The organism is Paraburkholderia sp. (genome assembly GCF_035656215.1).
In the GTDB taxonomy this organism is placed as follows: domain Bacteria; phylum Pseudomonadota; class Gammaproteobacteria; order Burkholderiales; family Burkholderiaceae; genus Paraburkholderia.
The window spans coordinates 1-13,481 of record NZ_DASRSY010000270.1 but is presented as its reverse complement, the minus strand read 5'-3'; the positions used below and the strand labels follow the sequence as shown (position 1 = coordinate 13,481).

Annotated in this window: 9 protein-coding genes and 1 pseudogene; 6 read left to right on the top strand and 4 right to left on the bottom strand. The window is 60.5% G+C overall.

Annotation, left to right across the window (positions count from 1 at the left end; translation table 11 throughout):
• Positions 1 to 3,361, top strand: a 3,361-nt coding sequence (locus VFE81_RS15185) for an indolepyruvate ferredoxin oxidoreductase family protein (protein WP_325045381.1), incomplete at its 5' end; no start/stop codon positions are given.
• Positions 3,362 to 4,057: 696 nt separating this feature from the next.
• On the opposite strand, the gene VFE81_RS15180 is transcribed toward VFE81_RS15185, so the two are convergent.
• Positions 4,058 to 6,340 (bottom strand): NADP-dependent malic enzyme, encoded by a 2,283-nt coding sequence (locus VFE81_RS15180; RefSeq protein WP_325045380.1) that lies wholly within the window; start codon positions 6,338 to 6,340, stop codon positions 4,058 to 4,060.
• 348 nt (positions 6,341 to 6,688) lie between these two features.
• Positions 6,689 to 7,921, bottom strand: coding sequence for an MFS transporter (locus tag VFE81_RS15175; protein WP_325045379.1), 1,233 nt, complete (start codon positions 7,919 to 7,921; stop codon positions 6,689 to 6,691).
• A 388-nt stretch (positions 7,922 to 8,309) separates the two neighbouring features.
• On the opposite strand from VFE81_RS15175, the gene VFE81_RS15170 reads away from it, so the two are divergent.
• Positions 8,310 to 8,996: an orotate phosphoribosyltransferase gene (locus VFE81_RS15170; RefSeq protein ID WP_325045378.1), complete on the top strand. Its 687-nt coding sequence runs from the start codon at positions 8,310 to 8,312 to the stop codon at positions 8,994 to 8,996.
• Between the two features lie 106 nt (positions 8,997 to 9,102).
• Here VFE81_RS15170 and VFE81_RS15165 read toward each other — a convergent pair whose 3' ends face one another.
• Entirely contained in the window at positions 9,103 to 9,792 is a 690-nt protein-coding gene (locus tag VFE81_RS15165; RefSeq protein ID WP_325045377.1) for a response regulator, read from the bottom strand.
• 266 nt (positions 9,793 to 10,058) lie between these two features.
• Here VFE81_RS15165 and VFE81_RS15160 point away from each other — a divergent pair, with 266 nt between their 5' ends.
• The 3 genes from VFE81_RS15160 to argC all read left to right on the top strand — a co-directional run bounded on the left by VFE81_RS15160 (position 10,059) and on the right by argC (position 12,734).
• Positions 10,059 to 10,661 carry a YbhB/YbcL family Raf kinase inhibitor-like protein gene (locus VFE81_RS15160; protein ID WP_325045376.1) on the top strand — a complete coding sequence of 201 codons (603 nt, stop codon included), beginning with the start codon at positions 10,059 to 10,061 and terminating at the stop codon, positions 10,659 to 10,661.
• Between the two features lie 274 nt (positions 10,662 to 10,935).
• A complete protein-coding gene (locus tag VFE81_RS15155; RefSeq protein ID WP_325045375.1) occupies positions 10,936 to 11,508 on the top strand; it encodes a flavodoxin family protein in 573 nt (190 codons plus the stop codon).
• A 278-nt stretch (positions 11,509 to 11,786) separates the two neighbouring features.
• Positions 11,787 to 12,734 carry an N-acetyl-gamma-glutamyl-phosphate reductase gene (argC, locus tag VFE81_RS15150; protein ID WP_325045374.1) on the top strand — a complete coding sequence of 316 codons (948 nt, stop codon included), beginning with the start codon at positions 11,787 to 11,789 and terminating at the stop codon, positions 12,732 to 12,734.
• 198 nt (positions 12,735 to 12,932) lie between these two features.
• Here argC and VFE81_RS15145 read toward each other — a convergent pair whose 3' ends face one another.
• Entirely contained in the window at positions 12,933 to 13,160 is a 228-nt protein-coding gene (locus VFE81_RS15145; RefSeq protein WP_325045373.1) for a hypothetical protein, read from the bottom strand.
• Between the two features lie 66 nt (positions 13,161 to 13,226).
• On the opposite strand from VFE81_RS15145, the pseudogene VFE81_RS15140 reads away from it, so the two are divergent.
• Positions 13,227 to 13,481: pseudogene (locus VFE81_RS15140) on the top strand (hypothetical protein); the annotation flags it as partial.

Sequence of the window (13,481 nt, the reverse complement as noted above, 5' to 3'; positions counted from 1 at the left end):
GGCGAATCAGCATCTCGCATCGCACCAGGTCGTGTTCCAGCCCGGCGTCAACGAAGACCTCGCGGCGACCGCCGTGTGGGGTTCACAGCAGGTCAACCTGTACCCGAGCGCCAAATACGACGGCGTGTTCTCGATGTGGTACGGCAAGGGCCCAGGCGTCGACCGTTCCGGTGACGTCTTCAAGCACGGTAATTCGGCCGGCTCGGCACAACACGGCGGTGTTCTCGTGCTCGCCGGCGACGACCACGCGGCTAAATCCTCAACCCTCGCGCATCAATCCGAACACATCTTCAAGGCGTGTGGCCTGCCGGTGCTGTTTCCGTCGAACGTGCAGGAATATCTGGACTTCGGCCTGCACGGCTGGGCGATGAGCCGTTACTCCGGATTGTGGGTCGCGATGAAGTGCGTGACTGACGTGGTCGAATCGTCGGCATCAGTCGATATCGATCCGCACCGCACGAAAATCATTCTGCCGGACGACTTCGCAATGCCCGAAGGCGGCTTGAATATCCGCTGGCCGGATCCGCCGCTGGTGCAGGAAGCGCGTCTGCTCGACTACAAGTGGTACGCAGCGCTCGCCTACGTGCGCGCGAACAAACTGGATCGCGTCGAAATCGATTCGCCGCATGCGCGTTTCGGCATCATGACCGGCGGCAAAGCCTATCTCGACGTGCGGCAGGCGCTGACCGATCTCGGTCTCGACGACGAAACCTGTTCGCGCATCGGCATCCGTCTCTACAAAGTCGGGTGTGTATGGCCGCTCGAAGCACAAGGTGCACAAGCCTTCGCGCGCGGTCTAGAGGAAATTCTGGTGGTCGAAGAGAAGCGCCAGATTCTCGAATACGCGATCAAGGAAGAACTGTACAACTGGCCGGACGCACAGCGTCCGCGTGTGTTCGGCAAGTTCGATGAAAAGGACGGCGCGGGTGGCGAATGGTCGGTGCCGATGGGCAACTGGCTGCTGCCGGCTCACTACGAACTCTCGCCGGCGATCATCGCCAAGGCAATCGCCACGCGTCTCGACAAGTTCGATCTGCCGTCCGACGTGCGTGCACGCATTGCCTCGCGCATCGCCGTGATCGAAGCGAAGGAAAAGGCCCTGGCGCGTCCGCGCGTCGAAGCCGAGCGCAAGCCGTGGTTCTGCTCAGGCTGCCCGCACAACACGTCGACAAACGTGCCGGAAGGTTCACGTGCAATGGCCGGCATCGGCTGTCACTACATGACCGTGTGGATGGACCGCAGCACCAGCACCTTCAGCCAGATGGGCGGCGAAGGCGTCGCGTGGATTGGCCAGGCGCCGTTCAGCAACGACAAACACGTGTTCGCCAATCTCGGCGACGGCACCTACTTCCACTCGGGCCTGCTCGCGATTCGCGCGGCGATCGCGTCGAAGGCGAACATCACCTACAAAATTCTCTATAACGACGCGGTTGCCATGACCGGAGGCCAACCGGTCGACGGCGTGCTGACCGTGCCGCAAATCACGCATCAACTCGCCGCCGAAGGCGCGACGAAGATCGTGATCGTCACCGATGAACCGGAGAAGTACTCTGCGAACGTCGGCCTCGCGCCCGGCATCGACATTCACCATCGCGACAAGCTCGACGAAGTTCAGCGTCAGCTTCGCGAGATTTCCGGCACCACGATTCTGATCTATGACCAGACCTGTGCGACCGAGAAGCGCCGTCGCAGGAAGCGCGGCACGTATCCGGATCCGGCGCGGCGTGTCGTGATCAACGAAGCGGTGTGCGAAGGCTGCGGCGATTGCTCGGTGAAGTCGAATTGCCTGTCCGTGGAGCCGCTCGATACCGAGTACGGCACCAAACGCCAGATCAATCAGTCCACCTGCAACAAGGATTTCTCGTGCGTGAACGGATTCTGCCCGAGCTTCGTATCCGTCGAAGGGGGTCAGTTGCGCAAGCCGAAGGCGGCTTCGGGCATCGTCGCTGACGCGATGCCACCGGTGCCGGACCCCGAACTACCGTCAATCGCGCGTCCTTATGGCGTGCTGGTGACGGGCGTCGGCGGCACGGGCGTCGTGACGATCGGTGCATTGCTCGGGATGGCCGCGCACCTGGAAAACAAGGGTGTCACGGTACTCGACGTCACCGGCCTCGCGCAAAAGGGCGGCGCTGTGATGAGCCACGTGCAGATCGCCCAGAACCCAGCCGACATTCACGCGACCCGCATCGCAATGGGCGAAGCAAGTCTCGTGATCGGCTGCGACGCGATCGTCACCGCCAGCGACGAATGCGTCTCGCGCATGCAGGTGGGCCGCACGCGCGTCGTGCTCAATAGCGCGCACACACCGACCGCCGAACTCATCAAGAACCCGAACTGGCGCTTCCCGGGCAGCAGCACTGAAGCGGACGTGCGTGCCGGTGCGGGCGACGACGGCGTCGATATGGTCGACGCGAATCACTTCGCCGTCGCGCTGCTCGGCGATGCGATCTATACGAATCCGTTCGTACTCGGCTACGCATGGCAGCGCGGCTGGGTGCCGCTGACCTATCAGTCGCTGATGCGTGCGATCGAGCTGAACAACGTGCAGATCGAGAAGAATCGTGCGGCATTCGAATGGGGCCGCCGTGCTGCACATGATCTGGCTGCCGTGCGTAAGCTCGCGCAGTCGCAAGGACGCGGTGCCGCGGCGGAAACGGCGAGCAGCAAGATCATCTCGCTGCACACGCCGAAGGCGCTCGACACGCTGATCGACAAGCGCGCCGACTACCTTGCAGCATGGCAAAACGACGCGTACGCCGACCGTTATCGCGCCCTGGTGTCGCAAGTACGTGTGGCGGAATCGGCGCTGGATTCGATCGACGGCCAGTTGCCGTTGACCGAGGCGGTCGCGAAGAATCTGCACAAGCTGATGGCTTACAAGGACGAATACGAAGTCGCACGACTCTACAGCGACCCGGCGTTCATCGAAAAACTGAAGGCAAATTTCGAAGGCGACTGGAAGCTGCACATCCACCTCGCGCCGCCGACGTTCTCGAAGAAAGACGCACAAGGTCATCTGGTGAAGAAGAAGTACGGACCCTGGGTGTTCAGCGCCATGCACGTGCTCGCAAAACTCAAGTTCCTGCGCGGGACGGCGCTCGACGTGTTCGGCAAGACGGAGGAGCGTCGCACGGAACGTGCGCTGATCGTCGAATACGAGGCACTGGTGCGCGAGCTGATCGGCGGCCTGACTGCGCAGAAGCGTGAACTGGCGGTCGAACTGGCGAATCTGCCGGACGGCATCCGCGGCTACGGGCACGTGAAGGAAAATAATCTGAAGGGCGTGCGGGTCAAGTGGAACGACTTGCTGATGCGCTGGCGCTCGCCGGAAGCAGGAAAGACGCAACACGCGGCATGATCTTGCCGGCTTGACTGGCTGGTATTGGCCTGAAATGGAAAAGGCGGCTGTCCTCACGGACAGTCGCCTTTTTTTTGCCTGTTTCGACACGTGATGCGTGTGTACAAGAACAAGCGGTACTGCTCCTTCCAACAACAACACAACAACAACCAACCAAAAACAAACAACTACCGAATAGCAACTACAACTACGAACTGCTACTTCAACTGCCAACCGCTACTTCAACCGCCAACTGCTACTTCAACTGCCAACTGCTACTTCAACTACCACTTCAACCGCCAACTGCTACTTCATCCATCAACTGCTACTTCAACCACAACAACACACACTTACTACCGGTACCGCAACCCATTGGTACTACTGTCTTCACCACCAGAACTACTTTTACTTCCACTGCGAACTTCTCAACACCAGAAGAAGCGCGGCGCCTGATGCGATGCAAGGATTGACCAGCCGACTGTTCCGTTGCCATCGCGTTGTGCCGCGCTTCAGAAGTAACTTTACAAAAGTGTCACAGCGAATCGAATAGGAGCACTCTTAAAGATCACATTGCTCCATAAGAATTTCTCAGACCGCCGACCGACAGAATAAGAACGCGCACATAAAAAACGCCACGGAATCAACTTCCGTGGCGTTTTCCTGGCTTTCCAGCAAGCGCCGCATTGCTGCGGCACTTCAATCATCAACTCGTCTGCATTACTGTGCGTTCACTCGCTTGCGTGCGTTTGCCGAAGCCACCGCCGTCATGTTGATGATCCGTCGTACGGTTGCAGCCGGCGTCAGAATGTGAACCGGTTTTTCCGCGCCCAGCAGGAAAGGACCGACCGTCACGCCTTCGCCGCCAATCATCTTCAGCAGGTTGTACGTGATGTTCGCCGCTTCCACGTTCGGCATGATCAGCAGATTCGCTTCGCCGGTCAACGTCGTGCCGGGGAACGCAGCCTTGCGGACTGCTTCCGACAACGCCGCGTCGCCGTGCATCTCACCGTCGATCTCGAGCGAAGGCGCACGCTCGGCGATCAGCTTGCGCGCCGCGGCCATCCGTTGCGACGACGAAGACGGCGCGCTGCCGAAGTTCGAATTCGACAGCAACGCGACCTTCGGCGTGATGCCGAACTTTTCGATTTCATGCGAAGCCAGCATCGTCATATCGGCGAGCTGTTCAGCGGTCGGCGTTTCGTTCACGTACGTGTCGCAAATGAACAGATTGCGGCCCGGCAACATCAGCAGGTTCATTGCAGCGAAGTTCTGCACGTTATCTGCCTTGCCCAGCACCTGCTCGATGAACTTCAGATGCGTGTGGTACTGGCCGATCATCCCGCAGATCATGCCGTCGGCTTCGCCGAGGCGCACGAGGATCGCACCGATCAGCGTGTTGAACTTGCGCATCGCGGCCTTCGCGACGTCCGGCGTCACGCCTTCGCGCGCGCCGAGTTCGTGGTACGCCTGCCAGCATTGCTGATAGCGCGGATCGTCTTCCGGATCGACGACTTCGAAGTCTTCACCGCACTTCAGCTTCGAACCCATCTTCTTCAGACGCATCTCGATCACCGACGGGCGGCCGACCAGAATCGGCTTCGCGATCTTTTCCAGCAGCACAAATTGCGCGGCGCGCAGCACGCGCTCGTCTTCACCTTCGGCGAACACGATGCGCGCCGGCTCCGACTTCGCGGCAGCGAACACCGGACGCATCACCATGCCGGTGCGGTACACAGTGGTGCCGAGTTCTTCGCGGTACGCGTCCATATCCTTGATCGGACGGGTCGCAACGCCCGAGTCCATCGCGGCTTGCGCGACAGCGGGCGCGATCTTGATGATCAGGCGCGGATCGAACGGCTTCGGAATCAGGTATTCCGGGCCGAATTCGAGCGAGTGGCCTTCGTACGCCTTGGCGACTTCATCGCCCTGATCGGTTTCTTCGGCCAGTTCGGCAATCGCGCGCACGCACGCGAGCTTCATTTCTTCCGTAATCGTGGTTGCGCCGACATCCAGCGCGCCGCGGAAGATGAACGGGAAGCACAGCACGTTGTTGACCTGGTTCGGGTAGTCCGAACGGCCCGTCGCGATAATGCAGTCCGGGCGCACTTTCTTCGCTTCTTCCGGGCGGATTTCCGGTTCCGGATTCGCCAGCGCCAGAATCAGCGGCTGCGTGCCCATTTCGGTGACCATTTCCGGCTTCAGCACGCCGGCGCTCGAGCAGCCGAGGAACACGTCGGCACCGCGAATCGCGTCAGCCAGCGTGCGTGCTTCGGTGCTCGCCGCGTAACGTTCCTTCGACGGATCCAGGTTGCCGCGACCTTCGTAGATCACGCCCTTCGAATCCGTGACCAGCACGTTCTTTTTCGACAGGCCCAGATTCACCAGCAGATCCAGACACGCGATTGCCGCGGCGCCCGCGCCCGAACACACCAGCTTCACTTCGTCGAGCTTTTTACCGACTACCTTCAGACCGTTCAGGATCGCCGCCGAAGCGATGATCGCCGTGCCATGCTGATCGTCGTGGAAGACCGGAATCTTCATGCGCTCGCGGAGCTTCTTCTCGATGTAGAAGCACTCCGGCGCCTTGATGTCTTCCAGGTTGATGCCGCCCAGCGTGGGCTCGAGCATCGCGATCGCTTCAACCAGCTTGTCCGGATCGGACTCGGAGAGCTCGATGTCGAACACGTCGATACCGGCGAACTTCTTGAAGAGGCAACCCTTGCCTTCCATCACCGGCTTCGCGGCTAGCGGGCCGATGTTGCCGAGACCGAGCACGGCCGTACCGTTCGTGATCACGCCGACGAGGTTGCCGCGCGAGGTGTACTTCTGCGCGTCGAGCGGGTCTTCGTAGATCGCCATGCAAGCCGCGGCGACGCCCGGCGAGTACGCGAGCGACAAGTCGAGCTGGTTCGACAGTGGCTTGGTGGGAGTAACCGAAATCTTGCCGGGTTTCGGAAACTGGTGATATGCGAGAGCGCTTTGCTTAAGTTGTTCGTCCATTTTTTGGCCTGCGAGACGTAAGTAATTGGGCCCGGCACACTGCACCGTTGGCGGCGCTTCGCGTCTATCGAATGGATAATCGACTGCGGCGGTTTTCGCATGCGCCGGTTGGGCGCGGCGTCGAACCTCGGCGGAAGGCAAGACGGTGCGGAGTGCTACGCGGGGCGGTTAGTGTACACCCCGAACGTGTCGATGCACTGAGTGGTCAACATGCCTCGCCATCGGCGAAACACCGGCCAGCAATGCTGCAGCGCCGCATCCGGCGATCATTTGACCGGCTATTGCGCGGATGGCCGCATGTGCCGCATGCCGAGGTCAAGCATGGGCCGTGCGTGTGTCATGAGCGCGTCATTCGAGCTCGGCGCCACGTCGTTCGGGGATCAGAAAGAGCGTCGCGAAGATGTCGAGCAGATAGATCGAGGCGAGCAAAACGAGCGCTGCGCCGAACGAATAGCGTGCAGCCAACGCGCCCACGACCACCGGCCCGAAACCGCCAACCGCCCTGCCGACGTTGAACAACACGTTCTGCGCGGTCGCGCGCGCATCGGTCGGATAAAGCTCGGAGATCAGCGCACCATAGCCGCCGATCATCCCATTGACGAACACGCCCATCGCCGCGCCGCCGATCAGCAGCGTCATCGGCGTTGTCAGATGGGCGTAGACGAATACCATCACCACTGCGCCCACCTGATAGAACAGGAACGTCGGCTTGCGGCCGAAACGGTCGGCAGCCATGCCGAACAGCCAGATGCCGCACGCCATGCCGAGCACCGTCGCGGCAGTCCACACGCCGGACTTCGTCAGCGAATAGCCGAAGGTCTTCGACAAATAGCTCGGAAGCCAGATCATCAGACCGTAGTAGCCGAAGTTCTGGACTGAACAGAGAATCGCGACGCCGATGCTGGCGCGCACGGTGCGACCATCGGCCACCAGCAATTTGAGTGGCAGCTTGCGCATCCCGCGTGTGACACGCTCGGTGAAAAGAGCCGGTTCCTCGACGCGACGCCTCACGAAAAACGACACCACGGCAGGCAGCAATCCAAGCGCGAACATACCGCGCCAGCCGATCACCGGCAGCAGCAGCGGCGTCAGCAACGCGGCAGCCAGCACCCCGAGTTGCCATCCCAGCCCGACATAGGACGACACACGTGCCCGCTGCGACGCCGGCCACGCCTCGGCCACCAGCGTCATGCCGATACCGAACTCGCCGCCGAGGCCAATGCCCGCAATGGTCCGATAGGCCAGCAGGTCCGGATAACCTTGGGCCAGCGCGCAGAGTCCGGTGAAGACGGCGAAGATCAAAATCGTCCACGTCAGCATCCGCACGCGGCCGAAATAGTCGCTCAGTACGCCGAAAATCAGGCCGCCAGCGACAGCGCCAATCAGCGTCCACGTAACGAGCGAGCCAGCCTGCGCGGAGCTCAGATGCAGATCCACGGCAATCACCGGCAGCATGAAGCCCAGGATCAGCAGATCGAAGCCGTCCATCGCGTAACCAAGCACCGAAGCGATCAGCGCGCGGCCGGCATAGCCGCTTTGGGCAGGTTCACGGGTTTCGGCAGCGGAAGAAGCGGGAGTCATTGAAAGTATTCCGTAATACACGAAGGCGGTAATCATGCAAGGCCGCCCAAGAAATTCGCGTGAGTGTAAAGGTGCTCCAGGCGACTCACAAGCAAGCCAAAAAGCAGGCCCAAAAACAGCCTCGGAAGCAGCAACAATGCAGCTCCCAACGAATCTCGCAAGCCCCGCTCAGCGCGACCGCTATGACCGTCATTCGCCGCCGACACGCACGACGGCCTCCTCGGGAGGGCCTATTTCGGGTAAAATATCGGGCTACGCGCGCAGCAAAAACCGGCCTGCACTCCACTGGCCGGCTACGTATTCCGCCCATCATGGCGCGCCATACCGTGCTTGCTGCGCCACCGGGCCACGCGCCCGCTTCTCCTCGCTCACACCCAAGGATCCGCCCATGACAGGCTTCGATCGCCAGACGATCTCCGACACGACCGCCAAGATGCTGCTGGAAGTGCAAGCAGTGCACTTCAACGCGGAGAAACCGTACATTTTCACGTCCGGCTGGGCGAGCCCGGTTTATATCGACTGCCGCAAGCTGATCTCGTATCCGCGCGTGCGCCGTGGCCTGATGGAAATGGCCGAAGCCACCATCCTGCGCGACGTCGGCTATGAACAGATCGACGCGGTGGCTGGTGGCGAAACCGCCGGCATCCCGTTCGCGGCATGGCTCTCCGACCGCCTGATGGTGCCGATGCAGTACGTGCGCAAGAAGCCGAAGGGTTTCGGCCGTAACGCGCAGATCGAAGGTCTGCTGACCGAAGGGCAACGCGTGCTGCTGGTCGAAGATCTGACCACGGACAGCCGCAGCAAGATCAACTTCATCAACGCGCTGCGCACTGCCGGCGCAACGGTGAACCACTGCTTCGTGCTGTTCCACTACAACATCTTCAAGGAAAGCGTTTCGGTGCTGAAAGACATCGACGTCGATCTGCACGCGCTTGCCACGTGGTGGGACGTGTTGCGCGTCGCCAAGGCGAACAACTACTTCGACACCAAGACGCTCGATGAAGTGGAGAAATTCCTGCATGCACCGGCCGAATGGTCGGCGGCACACGGTGGTGCCAACGCAGCGCCGCAGTAAGCGCAACCTCTCAATACAGATGGAAAAAAAGCCCCCTGTCGATGAGACAGGCGGCTTCATTGACCTCGTCCGGCCGGACGAAACGGCGACCTCGGTACGACCGCAGCTAGGATGTGCTGCCGGTATCGCCAACCGAATGCGACGACAGATTCAGCAAACCGTTGCTCTGCGCGTACTGGAACAACTCGGAATCGCGATCGATGCCGAGCTTGCGCATCGCCGTATTCTTCTGCGTACTGATCGTCTTGATGCTGCGATTGAGTTGCTCCGATATCTCCTTGATCGTCATGCCCGACACGAACAGGCGCACAACCTCGAGTTCGCGCCGCGACAGCATCACCTCTTCATTCTTACCGCCAGCATTCATGCGCAGCGTATCGAGCGACGCCTTGACGGACGGGCTCATGTATTCCAGGTTGCGACTGACGTGCTGCACCGCGAGCCCAATGTGGCTCAGATCGTCCGATTTGTTGACGACCGAGGTCACCCCGAGTTCGCTCAGCCGTTTGAGCAACGCGGCGTTCTCCAACATCGTCAGCACGACGATGGGAAGGTCGGGAAAATTGCGGCGCAGATAGCCGATTAGAGGCAAACCGTCGCCGTATTGGCCGCCTGGCATTGCCAGATCCGTAACGAGCACATCGCACGCAACGGTCTGCAGCACCTTGACCAGTTCGGTTGACTGTCGCGCACGCGCGACGACCTGCAGACCTGGAAACTTGAGCAAAGCTTGTTCGGCACCGAACAGAATCACCGGATGGTCGTCGGCGACCACGACCCTGACTGGATCTTGCATTGCCCTCCCCTCGACAGATAAACCACTCTCCAAAACTTCTGACATGTCTTTCTATTCTTAATACTTGAACTGATTGGGTACGCGGTCTGTATTCGCGCGGACAATTCCTCCGACTATAGCCGATTTCACGTCCGCCCAGCCTGCTGGCAGGCCACAATGATCCGTCGCAAACCTAATGTTAGACTTGATTCGACGTTGGGGCACAAAATAGGGACAATAAACCTCGCGAGGACAACCGCCTCGCGCCCTGACAGGAGAACCGGCACATGCGCTCGCGTTGCCTGGTTGTTTCGTTTGCTTCGCCGTTCCGCCGTCTGCTGTCTTCCACCTGCGCGATGCTCGGTCTCGCGCTATTGGCGACGCATGGCACTCACGCACTCGCAGAGGGTCCGTTCACGCTGACCAGCGCCAGCTTCCATGCGAGCGGTACCGTAGATGCGGCTCAGGTTTTCAATCAGGGCGACTGCAAAGGCGGCAATCGGTCGCCACAGTTGACGTGGCACGATGCGCCGGCCGGCACACGAAGTTTCGCGGTCACGGTGTTCGATCCGGATGCGCCTGGCCGCGGCTGGTGGCACTGGGCCGTTGCAGGGATTCCGGCCACCGTCAACAGTTTGCCGGAAAACGCCAGTTCGTCTGGCTTCCTGAAGAAACTCGGCGCAGTCGAAGCGCGCAACGACTTCGATACCGACGGCTACGGCGGCCCCTGCCCGCCGCCCGGCAAACCTCATCGCTACGTCATCACCGTTTATGCGCTGAACACCGCAGACCTGCGCCTCGCGCAGGGACGCCCGGCGCTCATGTTCGATCACGAGATCGGCACTGCCACGCTCGACAGCGCGCGGATAGTGGTCAACTACGGACGGTAGCGGCGCCCGTCAACGCCGACTCGAACTGCATCGGCTGCGAGCTGACGCGCGACTGACGCCGTGCCGTGTGCCGTGTGCCGTGTGCCGTATGCCGGGCTCGACGCACCAATTGACGCACGGCGTGCTTCACATTATCGCCGCAGCGGAATTTCTGTCATCCGCGCACGCTAATGTGCAACAGAGCGGTGTAAGCGATGCTTGATGATGTCGCGTCGCTACATGCGAGCATGTTTGCCTTGCTTACCCCTGCTTTTTCATCTTGCCGGAGAGTGCCATGTCGAAGATCGTCATCGTTTATCACAGCGGCTACGGCCATACGAAGAAAGTCGCCGAGGCCGTGCTTGCCGGCACGCTCGAAGCCGGCGCGGACGCCAGACTCATGCCGGTCGGCGAAATCGACGACACAGCCTGGGCGGAACTGGCCACCGCCGACGCCATCATCTTCGGCGCACCGACCTACATGGGTGGCCCATCCGCCGACTTCAAGAAATTCGCCGACGCAAGTTCGAAACCGTGGTTCGGCCAAACATGGAAGGACAAGATCGCGGCCGGCTTCACGAACTCGGCGACCATGAATGGCGACAAATTTTCGACGATCCAGTACTTCGTCACGCTGGCGATGCAGCACAGCATGATCTGGGTAGGCACCGGCATGATGCCGTCGAACACCAAGGCGGCGACCCGCAACGACCTGAACTACGTGGGCGGCTTTACCGGCCTACTTGCGCAGTCCCCGGCGGATGCGTCGCCGGAAGAAGCGCCGCCCGCGGGCGATCTGGAAACGGCCCGGATGTTCGGCTCGCGCATCGCCGGCGTGACGGCGCGGTGGAACGCGGCGGCTCGATAGCACATTGGCCGAAGGCCCGTCTCAGAAAGCAGCGCGCTCAAGGCAGATGCCACGCTCTTCACACTTTGCACGCCGTGCGGCCTCTGACGAGCGCCGTCGATCTGCCCGGAACCCACTCGCATCGGCTTGCATCTATCCCTTAACCGGTCACGCCAATGTCATTTTCGGCGCGCATCGTCGTTTTTTCACCCCGTTTTGCACACCCGCCGCGATCAGGTCTTAAAATAGCGTTCCGGCGCGGTGTCGCGCCCCGTTTCCAGCAAGCCAGTGAGATCGAGATGAGCACGAAAGTTTTTGTCGACGGACAGGAAGGCACGACCGGCCTGAAGATTTTCGAATACCTGTCACAGCGCGCCGACGTGGAGATCCTTCGTATCGAAGAAGCGAAACGCAAGGATCTCGAAGAGCGCCGTCGTCTCATCAACGCATCGGACGTCACGTTCCTGTGCCTGCCCGACGTCGCCTCGCGCGAGTCGGCCTCGCTGGTCGAAAACGACCGCACCGTGCTGATCGATGCCAGCACGGCCTTCCGCACGTCCGCCGACTGGGCCTATGGTCTGCCCGAGCTGGCCCGCTCGCAACGCGAGCGTCTGCGCACCGCAAAACGCATCGCCGTGCCGGGCTGCCATGCGTCGGCCTTCGTGCTGGCCATGCGTCCGCTCGTCGAAGCAGGCGTCGTGGCGTCGGAATTCGCCGCGCATGCATACTCGATCACCGGTTACAGCGGCGGCGGCAAGAAAATGATTGCCGACTACGAAGACGGCGGCAACGACAAGCTCAAGAGCCCGCGTCCGTACGCACTCGGCCTCACGCACAAGCATCTGCCGGAAATGGCGGCGCATACGGGCCTGAAGTCGGCGCCGGTGTTCACGCCAATCGTCGGCGACTTCTACAAGGGTCTCGCGGTCACCACCTTCTTCTCGCCGAACCAGTTGGCCAAGAAGGCCACGCCGCAAGACGTGCAGGCACTGTTCGCCGAATACTACGCAGGCGAGGCCTTCGTGCACGTTACGCCGTTCGATGCGGCTGCGAATCTCGACGACGGCTTCTTCGACGTACAAGCGAACAACGACACCAACCGTGTCGACCTGTTCGTGTTCGGCAACGACGAACGCTTCGTGACCGTCGCGCGCCTCGATAACCTGGGCAAGGGCGCATCGGGCGCAGCAATCCAGTGCATGAACCTCGCAATCGGTACCGCCGAAGAAAACGGCTTGAAACGCTGAGCAATTACCTGGACCCAGACGGTAATTGGTCGTCAATCCACAGAAAAGCCGGTCTGCAAAAAGACCGGCTTTTCTATTTTAAAGACCTGCTTTCAGAATCCCTCTTTTACAGTTAATCAGTAGTAGCCCGCATTACTTTAAAAATAAAAATCGGACTGCTCATCAACCGCCGGTAACTCATTCCTGAAATCGATCCGCTCAGCATAGTTTTCCGCATAGGGAAATTACGGATTTTTTTCCGAACGACCGTTCGAAGATGATAGAGCCATTTTGCTGCAACGCCTGCCTGATAAGGGTGTGCGGCGAAGCAACGGTGCCGCCGCCGAACTCAAAAATCCTTTTTTGTTTAAAAGGGCTGCCAAGCCCCACCGTGCGCACGTCCGGCAAAAATTTCTTTGTTTGAATCGGTCTTTTTAGACTGCTCATTCAATTGACAGGCATTAAGCGCGCAGCGAAATTAGTTCGCACAATTACATGAAGGGAGACAGCAGCATGTCGCACGCCATTATTCGAGGCCTGGTTATGGCCATCGCCACGACCCCATTCCTCATCGCTTGCGGCGGCGGCAAGGCCGATAATCCCGGCCCGATCAATTCGCCGCAGTGCTCAGGCTCGAGCTGCGGCGCGCAAGGTGCGCCGGCTTCGGGCGCGGGCGCGGCCGCGCTATGTCCTGCTACCGCTGATATCGTTAAAACGACGTATCTCGGTGGTGCGGGTAGTGGCGAAATCGTGCAGGTGAACATCGAC